Origin of the sequence: Aestuariibacter sp. GS-14 (assembly GCF_006494365.1) — a bacterium.
GTDB lineage: Bacteria > Pseudomonadota > Gammaproteobacteria > Enterobacterales > Alteromonadaceae > Alteromonas > Alteromonas mangrovi.
The window spans coordinates 75,798-95,999 of sequence record NZ_VHIP01000003.1; the positions used below are offsets into that span (position 1 = coordinate 75,798).

Genomic DNA, 20,202 nt, shown 5'->3' on the forward strand with positions numbered 1-20,202 from the left:
CTTCCTTTCCTAACACCGTTTTTCACTTTTTTATTCCCATTCATATAAGCGATTATTTCGTCACGATTATTTAACATTCGACGTGTTCATCAATGAAACTCCTGTTACATTTCTGTTAATTTGTGATTGAAAATGATTGACAAAGATTGTTGTGCAGGTATATTGCACAGTAAATTCAATCTTCAATATGCAATTGAAGTCAATTTATAGCAATAACAGCAAAGGACACCTTCATGCCTTATCAGCCAGATGACTACAGACACGTCAATTATTTATGGGAAGATGACGTTGCTGACAAACTCGACCCGGTAGAAAACCTGGTCTATCGTTCTAACAAGCTGGGTGAAGACCAGCGAATCACCAACACTGGCGGCGGTAACACGTCAGCTAAGATTATGGAAAAAGATCCATTAACCGGTCAGGACGTTGAAGTTCTGTGGGTGAAGGGGTCGGGTGGTGACTTAAGAACCTCTACCAAAGAAAATTTCTCTTCTTTATATGCCGACAAATTGCGTGCGCTGGATGAGGTTTATCAGATTTACCCTGACAAAGGCTATAAGTCTGCCGGTGAAGATCGCATGGTTGGCATGTTCAAGCATTGTAACTTCTGTTTGAATCCTCGCGCGTCGTCTATCGACACACCTCTGCATTCCATGATTGACGAAAAGCACGTTGACCACCTGCACCCAAATGCGGTGATTTCAGTGGCGTCCTGTAAAGATCAGGAAAAACTGACTGAAGTGATTTGGGGCGGCAAGCTGGCTTATGTGCCTTGGATGCGTCCTGGCTGGGAAGCAGCCAAAGTGTGTGAGGATACCTACAAAGCCAACCCGGATATCTGGGGTATTTTGCTGGGGCAGCATGGCCACACTAACTGGTCTTCTGAAAGCAAGAGCTGTTATGAAACATCTCTGTGGGTAATTGAAACTGCAGCGCGATATATTGAAGAGCACGACAAAGGCGAAATGACTTTTGGCGGCCAGAAATTCCAGAGCCTGAGTGAATCTGCCCGCACTGATTTGCTGAAGGCATTCCTGCCAGTAGCGCGTGGCCTGATTTCAAACAAAGTGAAGTTTATTGGTACGGTACAAACCGACGACAACACATTGCGCTTTGTGAACAGTGTTGATGCACCGCGTTTGGCTGAACTGGGCACATCGTGTCCTGACCACTTCCTGCGCACCAAAATCAAACCGTTATACGTAGATTTCAATCCGCAAACTGACGATGTTGACACGCTGATCGCTAAGTTTAAATCAGGTCTTGCCGCATACCGCGAATCTTACACAGCTTACTATGAAGCCTGTAAACGTGAAGACTCACCCGCGATGCGCGATCCAAGTCCAACGGTAGTACTTATCCCTGGTATTGGCATGATCGCCTGGGGCAAGAACAAGAGTGAATCTCGCGTTACCGCTGAGTTCTACAATTGTGCAATTGAAGTAATGCGCGGCGCCGAGGCCATTTCGGAATACACGGCGCTGCCACAGCAAGAAGCCTTTGATATCGAATACTGGGCGCTTGAAGAAGCCAAACTGCAGCGCATGCCGGCTGAAAAGCCATTGGCACGTGACGTAGTTGTTGTCATTGGCGCGGGTGACGGTATCGGTAAAGCCGTAGCGCATCGGGTTGCTAAAGAAGGTGCTCACGTGGTGTGTGCGGATCTGCGTCTTGAAAATGCTGAACGCACTGCAAAAGAACTCACCGATATTTATGGTCAGGGCATCGGCGTTGCTGGCAGCGGCATCTCTGCATGTGGACCGGCAGTGGCGTTACAGGTAGATATTACCAAGCGTGACACAGTGTCTGCTATGTTTACTAATGTTCTGCTGGCCTACGGCGGCATCGACAAAGTCATTGTAACCGCAGGCGTGTTTATGGCCGAAGGCGGTGACATGGCGAAGAATGATCAAATCTTTGATTTAAGCTTCGGTGTTAACGTGAAAGGTGGCTATGTGGTAGCGTCTGAAGCTCAGCCGATATGGGAAAAACAAGGTCTCAAAGGTGCAATGGTATTAACTACCAGCGTTAACGCAGCGGTATCCAAGAAAGGCTCGCTGGCGTACGACACCAGTAAAGCCGCAGCCAACCATCTGGTACGCGAACTGGCTGTGACCTTGTCACCCAATGTGAATGTGAATGCATTGGCGCCTGCCACGGTAGTGCAGGGCAGCAGCATGTTCCCCAGAGACCGTGTTATTTCATCATTAGCCAAATATGACATTGCGTTTGATGAATCCGAAAGCACTGAATCACTGCGAAGCAAGCTTGCAGAGTTTTATGCCCAGCGTACGCTGACTAAACTGCCTATTACGCCAGACGATCAAGCCGAAGCGGCTTATCTGTTGGTATCGGGCCAATTAAGTAAAACCACTGGTCAGGTGATCAGTGTGGATGGCGGCTTGCACGAAGCCTTCCTAAGATAAGGGGAATAACAATGAATAAACGTATTGATAGCGCCTTACTGGAGGCCGAAAACGCCAAGCGCGTAAGTGATTTAAACAGTGATTACGCAGCACTTGGCGATAAGTTGGCGCGTGCAGACATCGATATTGAAGCGATTACCGCCAAAGCGGGTGAGTTTCAAATTGCTGTGCCTTCATGGGGCACTGGTACTGGTGGAACGCGTTTTGCGCGTTTCCCGGGCGAAGGCGAGCCGCGTAACATTTTTGAAAAGTTGGAAGATTGCGCAGTAATTAACGAATTGTCTGGTTGTACCGACAGTGTGTCTCCACACTTTCCATGGGATAAAGTAAGTGATTTTTCTGAACTGAAACAACAGGCTGATGCATTTGGTCTGAAGTGGGTATCAGTTAACTCTAATACCTTTCAGGATCAACCAGGACAGGTGCATTCATATAAGTACGGCAGCCTGAGCAATACGCAAAAAGCGTCGCGCGACCTGGCAATTCAGCACAATCTGGACGTGATCGAATACGGTCAGAAACTGGGAGCCAAGAGCCTTACCGTATGGGTTGGCGACGGTTCAAACCATCCAGGTCAGCAACACTTCCAGCGCGCCTTTGAGCGCTACCTGGCCAGTATGGAAGAAGTATACAAAGGTCTGCCTGATGATTGGGAGATGCACATCGAACATAAAATGTTTGAGCCTGCGTTTTACTCAACCGTGATTCAGGATTGGGGTTCAAACCTGCTCGCTGCAATGCACCTGGGACCAAAGTGTAAGTCACTGGTAGACCTTGGGCACCATGCACCTAATACCAATATTGAAATGATTGTGTCGCGTTTGATCCAGTTTAAAAAGCTGGGTGGATTCCACTTCAATGACAGTAAATACGGTGATGATGACTTAGACAGTGGGTCTTTGCATCCTTATCAGCAGTTCCTGATATTCAACGAATTAGTGGATGCGGAATACCGCAAGCAGGAAGGCTTTGGTCCGGCATACATGCTTGATCAATCTCACAACGTGACTGATCCGGCTGAAAGTCTGATTAACTCGGCGATTGAAGTGCAGCGTTCTTATGTGAAAGCGTTGCTGGTAAATCGCGAAGCACTGTATGACTTCCAGGAAAACAACGATGCACTGATGGCGTCGCTTGAGCTGAAAAATGCGTTTAACCTGGATGTGTCGCCAATTCTGGCCATGGCACGCTATCGTAAAGGCGCAGCAATTGAACCTCTGGCAGTTTATCGTCAGGCGGGTTACCGTAAAGCAATGGCAGTGGCGCGTCCGCGCGATCCAAATGCCACCGGCTCTGGTATTGTTTAATTTTTGGCGTGTCCGGCAGGGCGAATGCCCAGCCAGCGTTTGTTGAAACAGCCCGCCATACACGCGGGCTGTTTGTTTTGTACTGTACTTAACGTAGGTTGTTCACAATGCGACTCAGTCAGTGTCACAATTTTAATGACTTTCGGCGTTTAGCGGAAAAGCGCTTGCCTGGTCCTATTTTTAATTATATCGACGGTGGTGCCGACGACGAAAGCACCTTACGCCGCAATACGTCGGCGTTTCGCGAGTGCGATCTTATTCCTCGCGTGTTAACCGGCGTGAAAGATATTGATTTGTCGGTTGAAGTGATGGGTCAAAAACTTAAATTACCGGTGTATTTATCGCCCACCGCGTTACAACGATTGTTCCATCATCAGGGGGAGCGGGCCGTTGCCGCTACCGCTGAAAAGTTTGGTACCATGTTTGGCGTGTCTTCGCTGGGCACCGTGAGCATGGAAGAGATAGCCAAACAATATAATACGCCGCAGGTGTATCAGTTTTATTTTCACAAGGATCGCGGCCTGAACCGGGCAATGATGGAACGTGCCAAAGAGTCTAACATTGAAGTGATGATGCTCACCGTTGATTCGATTACCGGCGGTAACCGGGAACGTGATTTGCGCACCGGATTTTCGATTCCTTTCCGCTTAAACCTGAAAGGACTCTGGCAATTTGCGACTAAGCCTGCCTGGGGAATCAACTACATCACTCATGAAAAATTCAGTTTGCCGCAATTAGATGCCCATATCGATATGGGCGGCGGTGCCAGTTCAATTGGTGATTATTTTACCAATATGCTGGATCCATCCATGAACTGGAAAGACGTGGAAGAAATGGTGAAGTTCTGGAACGGCCAGTTTTGCTTAAAAGGCATCATGAGCGCAGATGATGCGAAACGCGCCGTAGACATCGGTTGTACTGGTATAGTGATTTCTAATCACGGTGGACGTCAGTTAGATGGATCGCGCAGTTCGTTTGATCACCTGGCAGAAATAGTAGATGCAGTGGGCGATCAAATTGATGTGATGTTCGACAGTGGTATTCAGCGCGGTACTCATGTGCTTAAGGCGCTTGCATTGGGTGCCAAAGCAGTCGGTATCGGTCGATACTATCTTTACGCTCTGGCAGCAGCCGGGCAAGCTGGTGTAGAACGCGCTATGCAGTTACTGGTTGCTGAAATTGAGCGCGATATGCGTTTAATGGGATGCAGCAAGATCAGCGAACTTAATCGCGACCACGTGCGGTTCAGATAGCTATTTACTTGTATCATAAACTCAGCCAGCGCAAGCTGGCTTTTTTATTGATTGTTCTGATATTGCATTTTTCTGGCGGCTATCCGAATAGATGATTTACCTGTTAAAACGTTAGGCTGTATATTAACTGTTCAATTTTGATGTTGTTTATACAATGATGTAATGACTGGATCGGAATTTTGCGAGGGAATATGCAAACTATTGCAATGTATTGTGATGAGTACGTGGATTTGGTTAATGCGTTAGACAGAGTCGGGTTTGCGGTATACCGGAATATGTCACCACAGACCAAAGGTGAGTTAATAAACTTTTATGAAGTTCAGGACTGTTACGAGATTAACAGAAGTGACGGTTCAACAATCACTACACGAAGAGGGACAGGAAAGAGCAGAACAGTAAAAGTGATGTTTACCATAGAGCCGGAAACAAAAAAGTATGATGTTTACGTTGCCAGACTAGACAACTAGCCCGGTTAAAGGACTGCTCTGATAGCTGAAGGGCTGCGCACGGCAGGGCAGCCCTAAAATAGCTTTAAACTCCTGCAATCGCGCAGTCGTTATTGGAAAGAGTTACCCACCCCAATCACGATGGTAGATAACACCAGCAGGCTGATCCCCGCAAGCAGCAACATGCGACTCTTTCGATTACTGCCACGCCATTCCATTAATGCCAATCCCCACAGCGTAGAGAAAATAATGATACTGGCCATATGAATTGTCCAACTGGAGAATTCATACTTGCCCATATGGCTTTCGCCCATGGTGTAAAAGAAGAACTGGAAGTACCAGAGTGCACCACCCAAGGAGGCCAGCAAATAGTTTTTAACCAGGTTGTTTACTGGCAGCTTTTCTGCCGATTCAGCTACCTGACCAAGGTATTCTTTAGCGGTGCCATTCTTTTTGATTAACCAAAAACACCACAACGCATTGGTAGTTAATCCGCCAGCCAGTACAACACATAATACCGGTAAACCTTGCCATAACGACGCTGTACCCGCAGCGATGGTTAGTTCATTAATTGGCTTACCAGCGGCAATGCCAAACGCAAAGCAACTCGACATAATTCCCGAGAACAGTGCGATCAACAGTCCCTTGCGCATATCTACGCTCTCGCTGTTTTCTGATGTGTTCAGGCTTTTATTCTTTTCAGCTGTAGCCTTCGCTACAATAATTACGCCAATCAGAGTCATAAAAGTTCCCGCAACGGCAAACTGACCACTTGTTGTTGCGATGACCTCGCCAAAATGACCTGATGCGATAGGCGGACCAAGGGTACCTAACACGGTAGTTAAACCCAGAACAATCGCCATACCTGACGAAATGCCCATATAGCGAACAGCTAATCCAAATGTTAAACCGCCAAATCCCCAGCCGGCACCCCAAAGGTAACATTGCTGTAACACCTCAGGAGACGTTGAAGATAACACGCCAAGCAGATCTTCAGTTTGGATCCAGGCAAAAAACCAAGGGCAAATCAGCCAGCTAAAAATGCCGCCACATAACCAGAATATTTCCCACGACCAGCGCTGTATACGCTTGTAGGGTACATAAAAGCTGGCGGAAAACAGGCCGCCAAGCCAATGGAAAAACACACCTAATAACGGGTTTGACGCCATGCAACACTCCTCTCATAGCCAGTCTGTTTACGGTTACCAAGATTAAATTGTTTAATTTTTGTAAAAGCCAGCAGGTAGAATACAACGGTTTTTGTTAATAATCACGCATTATCAATCTTTATTGGTCATGATTTGTGATTGCGGGTGATTGATTGGTTGTGGATAAGCAGATATTCAAGGCATTGCGACAGGATTAGCGAAGTACCAGCACCTTATATCGAAGGGTTGGCCGAGAGGGGGGCCAATGGGATTGCCGAATGGATTGCCAATTGGATTGTCGAAAGGGTTTCCGAATGGACAAAGAGGCGATGGGCTAAAAGCCCATATGGGTATATACCCTTTGCCCGCCTTACAGTACAATGCGACATCATTATAGATAGGGAATATGGCAACGGTAAGCCATTGAGTCGGCAGCGATTACGTGTACAGCACGATTCATTTAACCTATCCAGCAATAGAATGAGGAATTCATGGCAACAGACATGTCATTAGTGTGTCGGGATGTAAGTAAAACGTATCACGACGGTGACAATCATATTTCGGTACTCGACAGTGTCTCATTTGAACTGGCACGAGGCGAAAAAATCGCCATATTAGGCAGTTCTGGTTCAGGCAAAAGTACCTTGTTGCATATTCTTGGCGGCCTGGACCATCCTACCTCGGGCAGCGTTACGGTAAACCAGCAGGCGCTTAGTTCCCTGAACAGTAATGCATTGGCTGCGCTGCGCAATCAGCAACTTGGGTTTATCTATCAGTTCCATCATTTGTTGGCTGAATTCAGTGCGGTAGAAAATGTTGCCATGCCGCTAATGATTAATGGTGAGTCAAAACAAAGCGCAGAAGCCCGCGCTGCGGCATTGCTGGACAAGGTGGGGCTAAGCCATCGTATTCATCATTTACCGTCAGCGTTATCTGGTGGCGAACGCCAGCGTGTCGCCATTGCCAGGGCGTTGGTGAATAATCCCAGTATTGTACTAGCCGACGAACCTACCGGTAATCTGGATAATAAAACCGGCGCACAAATTTACGCATTGCTGTGTGAATTAAGTGAGCAAATGGGCACCAGTTTTATAGTCGTAACACACGATATCCAGCTCGCTAACGCGATGGATCGGGTACTGGTGTTAACCAACGGAAAATTATCGGTGCGGGAGCAAGGCGCGTCGTGAATATCAGCCTGTTGTTAGCCCAACGATTCAGAAAAAGTAAGTCTGGTAATCGCTATACCTCATTTGTGTCGTTTTCATCCACCCTGGGGATTGGACTTGGTTGCTTTGTTCTGATTGTGCTGTTGAGCGTGATGAACGGCTTTGAGCGCGAATTGCGTGACCGCTTGCTCGCGATAATCCCTCATGGTGAATTGTTTTCTGTGTCACAGTCGGGTATTCAGGACTGGCAGGCTTATCAGCATTCACTCAGCCAGGATCCAAGGGTTGCCAGCGTCGAACCCTACACAAAGATTACCGGTATGATTCAGCAAGGTACCGAGTTGAAAGCAGTTGAGCTTACGGGTATTCAGGTAGGGCAAACCGTGCCTGCACGCTGGTACCGGGAAATTGAACAACAAGACTGGCTTCGGCTTGAACAGCAGCCAGACGGCGTATTGCTAGGCAGGGGAATTGCCAGCAAGTTAGGCTTATCGACAGGGGACAAAATCACGGTTGTGATCCCGTCGGTTACCGAAGACCTGACCTTTACCGCACCCAAAAATCTGTATTTAACGCTGACTGGCACAGTTAGCCTAGGCGGCGAATTGGATAACCTGATTGGTATTATGCATTTGCAAACGGCATCTGAAGCCGCTGGCATCGCTTCTGGTGCACAAGGATTGCGATTTCAGTTACAGGATCCGTTTTCAGCATACAGCGTTATACGTGAAATTGGTTATACCTTTCCTCAGGCGGTCTACATGTCTGACTGGACCCGTACGCAGGGGCATTTGTACGACGACATCAGACTGGTTAGGGTAGTGGTGTATATTGCGCTAACGCTAGTGATAGCGGTGGCCTGTTTTAATATTGTGTCGTCACTGGTAATGGCGGTAAAAGAGAAGCAAGCCTCGATTGCTATTTTAAAAACCATGGGGGCAACAGATAGCCAGATTCGAATGGCGTTTATGTATCAGGGCATGTTAAACGGTGTGATTGGCGTATTTTGGGGAACCTTACTGGCCGTAATCACGGCGCCTAATCTATCGAACTGGATTGGGGCACTGGAGTCGTTGTTGGGAGTGAAAGTATTGTCTGGCGACATTTACTTTATTGATTTTTTACCATCACAGCTTAGCTGGATAGACGTACTGATGACGGTGGTTGTAGCGCTTACGTTAAGTGTGCTGGCAACCTTATACCCAGCGCATAAAGCGGCGGTAATTGCGCCTGCCCGGGCACTGCATTAATTCGGGCAGGCAGTTTCTATTTCATTTTGATATCAAAATAACATCAGGCGTTGCGGTCGAAATGTTCGAAATCAACGTTTTCCTGTTTCGCACCCGCGTTGGGATCATCATACACGGTCTGATCCAACTCACCTTCAGACTTACCAATAATACAGGCTACCGTACAGTCGCCAGTGATGTTTACGGCAGTACGGGTCATATCCAGTAAGCGATCTACGCCAATAATTAGTGCAATACCTTCCACCGGCAGATTAACCTGTTGTAATACCATGGCGAGCATGATCAAACCCACGCCGGGCACACCTGCTGTACCCACTGAAGCCAGCGTAGCGGTAAGCACTACCATTACGTAGTCGCCAAGCGTTAAATCCACCGCATATACCTGGGCAATAAATACTGTAGCCACGCCTTGCATGATGGCAGTACCGTCCATGTTGATTGTGGCACCCAGCGGTAGGGTAAATGACGACACTGATTTACCGACACCCAGTTTATTACGTGCGGTTTCCATAGTAACTGGCAAGGTGGCACTGCTGCTTGATGTACTGAACGCAAACAACGCAGCGTCACGCATTTTGGTGAGCAGCATAACCGGATTTAAGCCACTGAATAATTTTAAAATCAGTGCGTATACAAACGTGCCATGGATAACGAGTACAACCATGACTACCAGGAAGTATTTAACCAGACTGAAAATGGTACCAATTTGGATGGTGGCAAATAGCTTGGCCATCAACACGAATACGCCATAAGGCGCCAGATTCATAATGATGGTAACCAGGCGCATGATTACCGTGTTTAAATCTTCAAAAAATGCCGCTACGCGTTTTCCGGCGTCACCGGTCATCGCCATTGCAACACCAAGCAGCACAGCAAAAACAATGATCTGCAACATATTGCCTTCCGCCATGGCATTAATCGGATTTGACGGGAACATGTTCACAATAACGTCAGACAGCGACGGCGCCTGTGTTGCAGAATAACTGTTGTCGGCCTGCAGATTTTGACCTTCACCCGGACCAACCAATAACGCTGCCAAGATGGCCAGTGTTACCGCAATGCCGGTTGTGAGAACATAAAGACTGATGGATTTAATACCCAAACGTCCCAGTTTGGATGGATCAGACAGTGAGCTGGTACCGCAAATGAGAGACACCAGTACTAAGGGCACAACCAGCATTTTCAAACTGGAAATGAATATTTGCCCGAGCGTTGAAAATATACCTTCAACCAAAATGCCATACGTGGATACGTCTACCGAGAATATCGAAAAACGGAAATCTCCGCTATCATCAAATATAACAAATTGCAGCAGGACACCAATCATGATTCCGGCAAGCATGCCGATAAAGATGCGTTCAGTTAAACTGTACTTTTGTGAAGACTGAGACATGTAAATTCCCTGAAGTGTAATTTTATTATTGTACTTGGTTAGTGTGCCAGATTCAGAGCAGTTTTAAATACTAAAAATGACCCATTCACGGTAAAGAGGTCCAGGAAGACGATGAAAATGCAATCACTACGCTTAATATTCACCCTATGGACACTGCTATTATTGGTAGCTTGCGGTGGTGGCGGTTCGGTTTCAAGAGATGATGACACCGGCACAGTCACCCCTGATCCTACCTATAGCATAAGTGTTGCATTAACTAACAGTGCGGGCGAAGCGAGTACGCAATTAACGGGTGATACACCTTTAACGGTGCGCGCTACGGTTACAGACAGCTCGGGAAATCCAGCCGTTAATCAGGTGGTGTCATTCAGTTTCTCGGTTGAAAACCTGGCGCGTTTTTCAAACGATACCGGCACTGCGCTTACTAACAGCGACGGCGTAGCCACAATCACATTGATAGTTGGCGAGTTGTCGGGTAGCGGCATGGTAACAGCAACCCTCGATTCAACTACCAGCGCTCAAACCGGTTTTACGTCATCTGGTACAACAGCAACGGTAGAAACGCCGGAATCCCTTGAAATCTTCTCCAGTCAGTCGCAGCTGTCGTCCAGTGGTAATGACGAGGTGGAATTATGGGCCGTTGTGAAAAACGCGCAAAACATTCTGCTTGAAGGCGTAACCGTATCATTCTCTGCAAACAACAATGCCGCTATTGCTGAGACCCAACCCGTTACCGATGAAAACGGTACCGCACGAGTAAAACTCAGAACGGGCGGGGACAAAGAAAACCGCACCATTGTGGTAACAGCAACGGTATCGGGTGAAACCACGTTAACAGAAACATTAAGTATTAATGTAGTCGGCACCGAAATTGATATCAACGGTGCTACGTCTGCCATTATTGGTGATGCCGTGAATATCACCATTAGCCTTGAAGATTCGGATAACACAGGCATTGCCGGCGAGCCACTGACTTTAGTTGTAACCGATCCGAGCGGCGCTGATGTGACTGCTACAACAGTGAATAACGTTGAGCCGGTTACCGGTGACGAAGGGCGTGTCACCATTCAGTTTACTGCGCCTGCATCAGGTAGTTATTCACTCACTGCCAGTGCGCTGAATACGCAAACCAGCTTTAGTATTGAAGTTCAGCAAGACGAATTTGTATTCCTGAATGCGCCGGATGTGGACGATGTAGAACAAGACATTGCCCTGAATACTAATTACGCGCTGCAAATCCGCTGGTTGCGCGACGCGAGTCCTTTTGCTGGCGGCAATGTAAGCTTCGCCATTTCGCGTGGTGCTATTGTAAGTGCAGATGCCACAACAGATGCAGACGGCATAGCGGATTTAACGGTATCGTCTACCAACGCAGGTCTGGCTACCATTTCGGCTACCGGCACCGACGGCGCGGGCGTTGAAGTATCTACGCAAATAGATATTGCGTTTATTGCCACTGACGCAGCTACACTGATTCTGGATGCCACACCGGACTCCATTGGTCCGGATGGGCAAACCAGCACGATTTCTGCAGTGGTACTGGACGCCCAGGGTAACCGCGTGCGTAACAAGCTGGTTAATTTTGAGGTAAATGACGTATCAAACGGCAATCTTACTGATGCGCAAAGCCGCACCGATCGCCGCGGCATTGCTACAACGGTGTATGAATCCAATGCCGTAAGTACCTACCAGAGTGTGGTTGTAACGGCTAGTGTGAATGATAACCAAGCGGTAACGGGTACCACCCGATTAACCGTAGGGGATCGTCCATTCGATATTACGCTGGGTACCGGCAATCTGATTGAGGCGCCGCAACAGTCGTCATACAGTAAAGAGTTCTCCGTATTCGTAACCGATGCAGATTCAAATCCGGTGTCGGGTACTACGTTAACGTTCAGTGCAACACCTGTTATTGAAACCGTTGGCTATGCCTATTTCAAAGGTTACTGGATTTGGGATGAAGACGATTCGATTCACTATCAGGTAATTACGGCACAGTGTTTCAGTGAAGATGCGAATGGCAATGGTCGCCTGGATGCAGGAGAAGATCTCAATGGCGACGGTCAGTTGACGCCCGGTAACACGGCTGCTATCGATGCTGACGCTACTACCGATGACAACGGTCAGGCGCTGATTGAATTGAACTATCCGAAACAGTATGGCGGATGGGTACAGTTAACGTTGAATGCCAGAGGGGAATCTTCTGGTACAGAATCGGTGGATACCATGCAGTATACGCTGGGAGTATCAGCAGAAGATCGCAGTACACAAGGCTCACCACCACCGTCCAGCACATGGGGAACCAGCAGCAGTTGTGCTGACACCTTGTAGTGAGTAAGACATACGAAAAAGCCGTTCACTGAGAAGTGAACGGCTTTTTTATTGGGTGTTGACGAAATCCCTTATGCTTGTTGGAAAGGGTAAACCGAACCTAGTTTTAATAACTGCGTTAACTGGTCTAATGCTGTGCGCGATTCAATCAACAATTGCGGATCACGTAAATCGTTTTCAGTCAGCACGTCGCGATAATGCTTTTCTACCCAGCCATTTAGTTTGCTGAACAGGTCGTCGTTCATCAGCGTGTTAGGATTAACGGCAGCTAATTCAGCGTCGGTAAGCGCTACGCGTAACCGCAAACACGCCGGGCCACCGCCATTGCGCATACTTTGTTTTACATCGAAATAGTTCACGCTTTTCACTGGTGTACCACGTGTAACCAGTTCAGCCAGATACTGCTCAACCACTGGATTTTCCTGACACTCAGACGGCGCAATAATCGTCATGATGCCATCGGGTAATGTCACTAGCTGAGTGTTAAATAAATAGGTTTTTATAGCGTCCTGCACCGACACTTCACTGTCCTTTACTTCAATAAAGTGCAGTGGCTGATCACCAAATTTTTGTTGAATCTCGGCAATCGCAGCACGGCTGTTATGGAATGCCTGTTGGTGATAAAACAGTACATTGCGGTTACCCACGGCGATCACGTCATTGTGAAACACACCTTGGTCAATCACATCGGGGTTTTGCAGAATATACACCACGTTTTCGTCGCTTAGGCCATGTAAACGCGCTACCGCCTGACTTGCCTCAAACGTTTGACGCGCAGGGTATTTCTTTGGCTGAGGACGATCGTTTCTGAACGCATGTCTGCCATACACAAAAATCTCGACACCGGCGTGACCATATTCACTGCACAAACGGGTATGGTTAGCTGCACCTTCATCACCAAAGTGCTCGTTGTCTGGCAGATGAGCGTGGTGTGCAAAGTACTTATTATTGGCAAAGGTTGCCTTCAGAATATTACCCGTCACCTGCGGCTCTAAAGAGCGGTGAAACTTGTTGGTAAGGTTAGCCGGGGTAAAATGTACTTTGCCGTCGGCTGTATCGGCGCTGGGGGAGACCGTTGCCGCATTCGCGGTCCACATACTGGACGCAGAACAGCAGGCTAAAAAGATTTCCCGGGCCTGTTTGCCCGCTTGTTCAAGCACCTGCGCATCGGAGCCGGTAAAGCCCAGTCGGCGAAGGGTGGCAATATCAGGACGTTCCTGAGGTGCCAAAACGCCCTGAACCAGACCCATGTCCGACAAGGCTTTCATTTTTTTAAGACCTTGTAATGCCGCTTCTTTTGGATTACTGGCCGCATTAGCATTAGAATAAGACGCAACATTGCCGAAGGATAAACCGGCATAGTTATGAGTAGGACCAACCAGACCATCAAAATTTGCTTCACAATATTGCATGATTTCCTGCCTTATTCTTTGTTATACGGGTTTATATGATTTGGTATTTACCCGTTGAGTAGCTATAAATGTATTCGGGTAACGGCAACAATCGTTTGCTTTGTTACCGGTAACTCGGGCGCATTATACGTAAATAAATAGCGGTGCCAATCGCAGTGGTTGAAAAATGAGCTATTATTGCTGTGCAAAAAATCACCATTGCGAATAAGTATTAAGAAGAACTTGTTTTCCATTCACTTTGTAGATATATGTTAAAAAAAGAAGCGTTAGCCTGTATAAGTGAATCTGCCTTGTTATTTTTCTGGCTTAGCATCAAAAACTTAAATTTTTCAAAGGTTTAATTCTTATTTATGACAAAATCACTGGTCATAGTCGAGTCACCGGCCAAAGCAAAAACGATTAATAAATATCTCGGTAAAAATTTTATCGTAAAATCTTCCGTGGGCCACGTGCGTGATCTGCCAACCAAAGCTTTAGGCAAAGTTGAGCCGAAAAAAAGCGCGAAGGATCTAAAAAATTATTCGGAAGAAGAGAAGGCCGAATACCTAAGACAGTTCGAATATCAGAAGCTGGTTGATCGCATGGGCGTCGATCCGCAACAAAACTGGAAAGCGCATTATCAGGTGCTGGAAGGCAAAGAAAAAGTGGTCAACGAGCTGAAGAAGCTGGCAAAAGATGCCGACACTATTTACCTGGCAACGGACTTGGACCGCGAAGGAGAGGCCATCGCCTGGCACTTACAGGAATTGTTGGGTAAGAAAGACAAAACCTATCAGCGTGTGGTGTTCAACGAAATTACCAAAAACGCAATAAAAGAAGCGTTTGAGCATCCGGGCGAAGTGAATACGGCCCGGGTAAATGCGCAGCAGGCCCGTCGTTTCCTCGACCGGGTGGTGGGCTTCATGGTGTCGCCATTGCTGTGGAAAAAAATTGCCCGTGGCTTATCGGCTGGTCGGGTTCAGTCTGTTGCGGTTAGGCTGGTAGTGGAACGCGAGCGCGAAATTAAAGCGTTTGTGCCAGAAGAGTTCTGGGATGTACACGCCGATTTAACCACGGCTTCCAGCACAGCACTTCGCATGCAGGTGATGAAACAGGCTGGTGAGAATTTTAAGCCGGTTAACAAAGCACAGGCCGATGCTGCGGTAGCATTATTAAATGCTGCGCGCTATGAAGTGATCAGCCGTGAATCCAAGCCCACGCAAAGTCGTCCTTCTGCACCGTTTATTACGTCCACACTACAACAGGCGGCGAGTACGCGCCTGGGCTTTGGTGTGAAGAAAACCATGATGCTGGCCCAGCGTTTGTACGAAGCAGGTTATATTACCTATATGCGTACCGACTCAACCAACCTGAGTCAGGAAGCACTGGAGGCCTGTCGCGGCTATATCGATGACAATTTTGGTAGTGCCTATCTGCCCGCATCAGCAAATCGCTATGGAAGTAAAGAAGGCGCTCAGGAAGCCCACGAAGCGATTAGACCGTCGAACGTAAATACCCCTGCTACGAGTCTAAAAGACATGGAACGCGACGCACAGCGTCTCTACGAGCTTATTTGGCGTCAATTTGTGGCCTGTCAGATGACTCCTGCTAAATATGATGCCACTACAGTTAAAGTGGCGGCAGGTGATTTTGAACTGGTAGCCAAAGGCCGGGTGCTTAAATTTGATGGTTGGACACGTGTGCAGCCACAAAAGAGCAACAAAGGCGAAGAAGATCGTTTGCTGCCAGATGTTAAGCCAGGCGATGCGTTAAATCTGCAACAGCTCGATCCCAAGCAGCACTTTACCAAGCCGGTGGCCCGCTTTAACGAAGCCTCTTTGGTTAAAGAACTGGAAAAACGCGGTATTGGCCGTCCGTCTACTTACGCCAGCATTATTTCGACCATTCAGGATCGCGGTTATGTCCGCCTGGAAAATAAACGTTTTTACGCCGAGAAAATGGGCGAAATCGTGAATGATCGTTTAATGGAAAACTTTGATGATCTGATTGGTTACGATTTTACCGCCAACATGGAGCAGCAGCTCGACGACATTGCTGAAGGCAATAAAGACTGGAAGCAGGTGCTTGACCTGTTCTATTCCGATTTCTATCAAAAACTGTTGCGGGCTGAGCAAGAGCCAGAAGAGGGCGGAATGCGCCCGAATCAGGCCGTACAGGTTGCCATTGATTGTGGTCAGTGTGGCAGACCCATGAATGTTCGCACGGCCAGCACTGGCGTGTTTTTAGGTTGCTCTGGTTACAATTTACCGCCCAAAGAACGTTGTACGAATACCATGAACCTGACGTCGGGTGAGGAAGTGGTAAAAGTTGATGACGATGATGAACAGGAGACCGCTGATTTACGCGCTAAACGCCGCTGTGGCGAATGCGGTACTGCCATGGACAGCTATCTGGTTGATGAAACGCGCAAGTTACATGTGTGCGGTAATTCACCTGCGTGCTCTGGTACCTATGTAGAGCAGGGCGCATTCAAAATTAAAGGTTATGACGGCCCAATTATTGAGTGCGATAAGTGCGGCAGCGACATGGAGCTGAAAAACGGCCGGTTTGGTAAGTATTTCGGTTGTACCAGTACGGAATGTAAAAATACGCGTAAACTCCTGCGCAATGGTGAGGCTGCGCCACCAAAAGAAGATCCGGTTGATTTACCCGAACTACCCTGTGAAAAGAGTGACGCCCATTTTGTGTTGCGCGACGGTGCTTCGGGTGTGTTTCTGGCTGCACATAATTTCCCTAAATCGAGGGAAACCCGTGCGCCTAAAGTGGAAGAGCTGGCGCGTTTTCGCGACCGTCTGTCTCCGAAGTTTTACTATCTGGCAGATGCGCCAAAAACCGATCCGGAAGGCAACCCGGCAATTGTGCGCTACAGCCGTAAAACCAAGCAGCAATATGTCATGTCGGAAGATGCCAAGGGCAAAGCAACCAGCTGGTCTGCGTGGTACGAAAATGGTAAATGGCAGTCGAAAGACGCCAAGAAGAAATAAGCAGGTTCAACACTCATGGCATCGTTACAGGAACAGTTACTCAAAGCGGGCTTAACCGATAAGTCCAAGGCCAAGCAGGCCCGTACTGAGAAGCGTAAGAAGCAAAAACTTAAAAACAAAGGCGCTGCGGTAGAGCTGGACGCTAACAAAGCTGCGGTGGAAGCCGCGGCTGAGGCCAAAAAGCAGCGCGATCGGGAATTAAACCAGCAGCGCAAAGCCGAAGCCGACAAAAAAGCGGTGGTTGCTCAAATCCGTCAGTTGATCACGGTTAATCAGCAGTCTAAAGGCAATGGTGACACCTTGCTTAACTTTACCGACGACAACGTAGTTAAGCGTATGTATGTAAGCGCCGCGGTACATAAATTGGTGTTGGATGCGCGTCTGGCTGTGGTAAAACTGGATGACGAATACGCGTTGGTACCTACGCCGGTTGCCGACAAAATTGCCGAACGTGATGATAAAGTGGTGGTATATCGCGCCGATCTTCGTGAAGAGAATAAAGCTAAATCTGAAGAAGATGACTGGTATGCCGATTACGAAATTCCGGATGATTTAACCTGGTAGCCCGGTACGATTAAAAACCAGTGTGGATGTCTCCCACTGGTTTTTTGCTATTTGCCTCTGGTAAGCACGTTCACACTTCAGCCTGATTGCCTGATAGTTGCTGTAAGAACGTCAGAGCCTGCCCGGCAGTCATTTTATCTGGCAGAAATTCTGATTGCCCCATTTCCTTCAGTAGCCGCGAGAATTCAGCACTGCTTCCTGCATACCCCATCTGCCATTGATTGAAAAACGGTGCATCAATATATTCATAACTGATTATCGTAATCTCATCGTGGCGAGGATCGTCGGCGATATCCAGATAAAGTTCATTTACCGCACTTCGCTCACCCTCGAGTGCCTGCAGGAAGTAGCGTTGATCGTACGATAGCATGCCACAAATATCCTGAGCATTATTGTTGGTTCGCGCTATATCAAGTATGGATTTAAGATCACTCAGCGACATTTCTCTGGATGCACGGCTGAAGTACACGAGTCTGACTAAGCTCATCGTTTTTCCTTTAAATACCCGCCGTAACTGAGTTTGCGTAACGGCTGATGAGGACTATTCTTCAACTATAGCAGAGATTAGAAAAACGGTACGCGGTGAGTGAATATATGATTAGTCCGGTATTTATGGTGACTCAAAGTTGCGAGCCCAGCGTATTTTTACCCGCTGATTCATTGTCATTTGAAGTAATAAATGGGTTGAGAAGCGGTAAAAAGGTACTCAGGAGTACCAAGCCTTCTCTGGTTATCTTGTGTGTTGCAAATGAAGATGATATTCAGTTGTGCCAGGGCATTGCGCAATATATTCGTCAGGGACTGGCCAATCAGGATACGCGTCTGGTATTAATTCATCAGCCAGCACTTCAACTAGACGAAGTGCTGTGGTTAGAAACGTTTCAGATAAATGCATGTTTAAGTGCAATAGCAGAAAAAGCGCTATTTAATGCAACTGTACTAAAACGTGAAATCGCCACTTTTCAGTATATTGACAACACCTGTAAACAACACGATGCGGAAACTGAAATGCTGGTTTGTATTACCCGTTTTTCAAGGGCTGATGAAAATATTACCGCATTGCTATCGGCGTTTTCTGCTGCGTTAGCCAGCCTCTGTCACGCTTGCTGCAGCTTTGAAATATATCCCGAGAATCAGGCTAAGTTTAGGGTTAGAAGCAGCGGTAAAGACAACATCGATATACTGAAAACCATGCAGGCCCTGATGTCCGGAGAAACCTTACCCGCTTGTGTATCACAGGCTATCGATGAAAAGCATCCTCAGATTAGCTTACTGCACGACAACGCCGGGTTGGATTTAATTACCAGGCAGCTCGACACACAAATCGGCAGTTATCTCGCTTTTCCTGTTGTAGTGTATAAGCGGGTAGTTTGTCTGTTGTTTTATCTTATCCCTGAAAGTGAGATGGACAGGGTATCGATGAAGCAGATCACCATTATTAATAAAGCCGCGGAACAACTCACTGTACTACTCGAGCGTAAACAGGCTGAATCCAGCCTGAAAAAGCAGTATCAGCGACTCAGAGATACCTTGCTGGAACTGAAAAGTACTAAAGAGGCTCTGGCGCACAATGAAAAGCTGGCCAGTATAGGACGGATGGCGGCAGGTATAGCGCATGAAATTAATAATCCACTGTCGTTTGTTATAAGCAATTTCTCCTCTATGGATGGTTACATCAATAACATCATTCAACTTCAGTCGATGCAGTCTGAGTTACTTACAGCCATTGATATTCAGCAACATCAGGAGGCTGCGCATCTTAAGAAATCGTTGAACGACTTTGAACAGCAGGCAGGGATCCCTTTTATTCTGGATGACATTCGGGCAATCGTTTCTGATTCCTTCCATGGCCTGCAACGAGTAAAAAATATCATTACTGATCTGAAGTCGTTTTCACACAACCAGGCTGGGGAAAAAGCGTTTTGTGATTTAAAAGCGGTACTGGACGAATCATTAAAGATGCTGAGATACGATATCGATAGCAAAGTGACGATTACGCAGGATATACAATTTTCAGGTTTATTTTATGCCAATGCCGGACTATTAGAGCAAATACTGCTAAATATTATTAAAAACGCCATTCAGGCGATGACAATGTCGGGCACAACTTCGCCAACTATTGTCATTGTGGTTACGGAGAAAGACGACGAGCTGGAGATTCGGATCAGAGATAATGGTCCTGGCATGAATGAATCAACGAAGCAAAAAATATTTGAGCCTTTTTTTACCACTAAACCCATTGGTGAAGGCACTGGGCTGGGATTGTCGGTAGTGTACAACATCGTGCAGCGTTTGCAGGGGCGGATTATTTGTAATACTGAGTTGGGCGTCTATACCGAATTTGCCATTTTCTTCCCACTTAAGTTAAACGAAGAAACGGAAATGCAATAAACGTTGCAACTCACTACTCGCGTACAGTTGAGTTGCCGATGCCGATGCCGATGCCGATGCCGATACTGATAACAATACAAAAATTACAATACGATGATATTTCTATATACTGGCAAGACCGGTACTTT

At 47.2% G+C, this 20,202-nt stretch carries 13 protein-coding genes; 9 read left to right on the forward strand and 4 right to left on the reverse strand.

Annotated elements, in window-relative coordinates; all coding sequences use genetic code 11:
* The first annotated feature begins 233 nt into the window (after positions 1-233).
* From FJ444_RS06235 to FJ444_RS06245, 3 genes are all read left to right on the forward strand, one after another.
* Entirely contained in the window at positions 234-2,426 is a 2,193-nt protein-coding gene (locus FJ444_RS06235) for a bifunctional rhamnulose-1-phosphate aldolase/short-chain dehydrogenase (protein WP_140957072.1), read from the forward strand.
* An 11-nt stretch (positions 2,427-2,437) separates the two neighbouring features.
* Complete coding sequence (gene rhaI, locus FJ444_RS06240) at positions 2,438-3,733, forward strand: L-rhamnose catabolism isomerase (protein ID WP_140957073.1); 1,296 nt, start codon at positions 2,438-2,440, stop codon at positions 3,731-3,733.
* Positions 3,734-3,840: 107 nt separating this feature from the next.
* The gene (locus tag FJ444_RS06245) at positions 3,841-4,986 is read left to right on the forward strand and encodes an alpha-hydroxy acid oxidase (protein WP_140957074.1); all 1,146 of its coding nucleotides are present in this window, start codon (positions 3,841-3,843) and stop codon (positions 4,984-4,986) included.
* A gap of 556 nt (positions 4,987-5,542) precedes the next feature.
* On the opposite strand, the gene rhaT is transcribed toward FJ444_RS06245, so the two are convergent.
* Positions 5,543-6,601 (reverse strand): L-rhamnose/proton symporter RhaT, encoded by a 1,059-nt coding sequence (gene rhaT, locus FJ444_RS06250; protein ID WP_140957075.1) that lies wholly within the window; start codon positions 6,599-6,601, stop codon positions 5,543-5,545.
* 470 nt (positions 6,602-7,071) lie between these two features.
* Between rhaT and lolD the strand changes: the two genes are divergently transcribed.
* Positions 7,072-7,770: a lipoprotein-releasing ABC transporter ATP-binding protein LolD gene (lolD, locus tag FJ444_RS06255; RefSeq protein WP_255439058.1), complete on the forward strand. Its 699-nt coding sequence runs from the start codon at positions 7,072-7,074 to the stop codon at positions 7,768-7,770.
* Positions 7,767-8,999: a lipoprotein-releasing ABC transporter permease subunit gene (locus FJ444_RS06260; RefSeq protein ID WP_140957076.1), complete on the forward strand. Its 1,233-nt coding sequence runs from the start codon at positions 7,767-7,769 to the stop codon at positions 8,997-8,999. The genes lolD and FJ444_RS06260 overlap by 4 nt, the downstream gene beginning before the upstream one ends.
* A 43-nt stretch (positions 9,000-9,042) precedes the next feature.
* On the opposite strand, the gene FJ444_RS06265 is transcribed toward FJ444_RS06260, so the two are convergent.
* Entirely contained in the window at positions 9,043-10,392 is a 1,350-nt protein-coding gene (locus tag FJ444_RS06265) for a dicarboxylate/amino acid:cation symporter (protein WP_140957077.1), read from the reverse strand.
* 117 nt (positions 10,393-10,509) lie between these two features.
* Here FJ444_RS06265 and FJ444_RS06270 point away from each other — a divergent pair, with 117 nt between their 5' ends.
* Entirely contained in the window at positions 10,510-12,723 is a 2,214-nt protein-coding gene (locus tag FJ444_RS06270) for an Ig-like domain-containing protein (protein ID WP_181405085.1), read from the forward strand.
* Positions 12,724-12,794: 71 nt separating this feature from the next.
* Here FJ444_RS06270 and astB read toward each other — a convergent pair whose 3' ends face one another.
* Complete coding sequence (astB, locus tag FJ444_RS06275; protein ID WP_140957079.1) at positions 12,795-14,135, reverse strand: N-succinylarginine dihydrolase; 1,341 nt, start codon at positions 14,133-14,135, stop codon at positions 12,795-12,797.
* Between the two features lie 350 nt (positions 14,136-14,485).
* On the opposite strand from astB, the gene topA reads away from it, so the two are divergent.
* Positions 14,486-17,119: a type I DNA topoisomerase gene (topA, locus tag FJ444_RS06280; RefSeq protein WP_140957080.1), complete on the forward strand. Its 2,634-nt coding sequence runs from the start codon at positions 14,486-14,488 to the stop codon at positions 17,117-17,119.
* Between the two features lie 15 nt (positions 17,120-17,134).
* The gene (locus FJ444_RS06285; protein WP_140957081.1) at positions 17,135-17,683 is read left to right on the forward strand and encodes a DUF2058 domain-containing protein; all 549 of its coding nucleotides are present in this window, start codon (positions 17,135-17,137) and stop codon (positions 17,681-17,683) included.
* A gap of 70 nt (positions 17,684-17,753) precedes the next feature.
* Here FJ444_RS06285 and FJ444_RS06290 read toward each other — a convergent pair whose 3' ends face one another.
* Positions 17,754-18,170 (reverse strand): BLUF domain-containing protein, encoded by a 417-nt coding sequence (locus tag FJ444_RS06290; protein ID WP_140957082.1) that lies wholly within the window; start codon positions 18,168-18,170, stop codon positions 17,754-17,756.
* Positions 18,171-18,277: 107 nt separating this feature from the next.
* Here FJ444_RS06290 and FJ444_RS06295 point away from each other — a divergent pair, with 107 nt between their 5' ends.
* Positions 18,278-20,074: a sensor histidine kinase gene (locus FJ444_RS06295; RefSeq protein ID WP_181405086.1), complete on the forward strand. Its 1,797-nt coding sequence runs from the start codon at positions 18,278-18,280 to the stop codon at positions 20,072-20,074.
* Positions 20,075-20,202: the final 128 nt, after the last annotated feature.

What these genes read in the sequence shown, in the direction of transcription:
- FJ444_RS06235 (WP_140957072.1), top strand. Translation starts at nt 234, where the DNA reads ATGCCTTATCAGCCAGATGACTACAGACACGTCAATTATTTATGGGAA.
- rhaI (WP_140957073.1), top strand. Translation starts at nt 2,438, where the DNA reads ATGAATAAACGTATTGATAGCGCCTTACTGGAGGCCGAAAACGCCAAG.
- FJ444_RS06245 (WP_140957074.1), top strand. Translation starts at nt 3,841, where the DNA reads ATGCGACTCAGTCAGTGTCACAATTTTAATGACTTTCGGCGTTTAGCG.
- rhaT (WP_140957075.1), bottom strand. Translation starts at nt 6,601, where the DNA reads ATGGCGTCAAACCCGTTATTAGGTGTGTTTTTCCATTGGCTTGGCGGC.
- lolD (WP_255439058.1), top strand. Translation starts at nt 7,072, where the DNA reads ATGGCAACAGACATGTCATTAGTGTGTCGGGATGTAAGTAAAACGTAT.
- FJ444_RS06265 (WP_140957077.1), bottom strand. Translation starts at nt 10,392, where the DNA reads ATGTCTCAGTCTTCACAAAAGTACAGTTTAACTGAACGCATCTTTATC.
- FJ444_RS06270 (WP_181405085.1), top strand. Translation starts at nt 10,510, where the DNA reads ATGCAATCACTACGCTTAATATTCACCCTATGGACACTGCTATTATTG.
- astB (WP_140957079.1), bottom strand. Translation starts at nt 14,135, where the DNA reads ATGCAATATTGTGAAGCAAATTTTGATGGTCTGGTTGGTCCTACTCAT.
- topA (WP_140957080.1), top strand. Translation starts at nt 14,486, where the DNA reads ATGACAAAATCACTGGTCATAGTCGAGTCACCGGCCAAAGCAAAAACG.
- FJ444_RS06285 (WP_140957081.1), top strand. Translation starts at nt 17,135, where the DNA reads ATGGCATCGTTACAGGAACAGTTACTCAAAGCGGGCTTAACCGATAAG.
- FJ444_RS06290 (WP_140957082.1), bottom strand. Translation starts at nt 18,170, where the DNA reads ATGAGCTTAGTCAGACTCGTGTACTTCAGCCGTGCATCCAGAGAAATG.
- FJ444_RS06295 (WP_181405086.1), top strand. Translation starts at nt 18,278, where the DNA reads ATGATTAGTCCGGTATTTATGGTGACTCAAAGTTGCGAGCCCAGCGTA.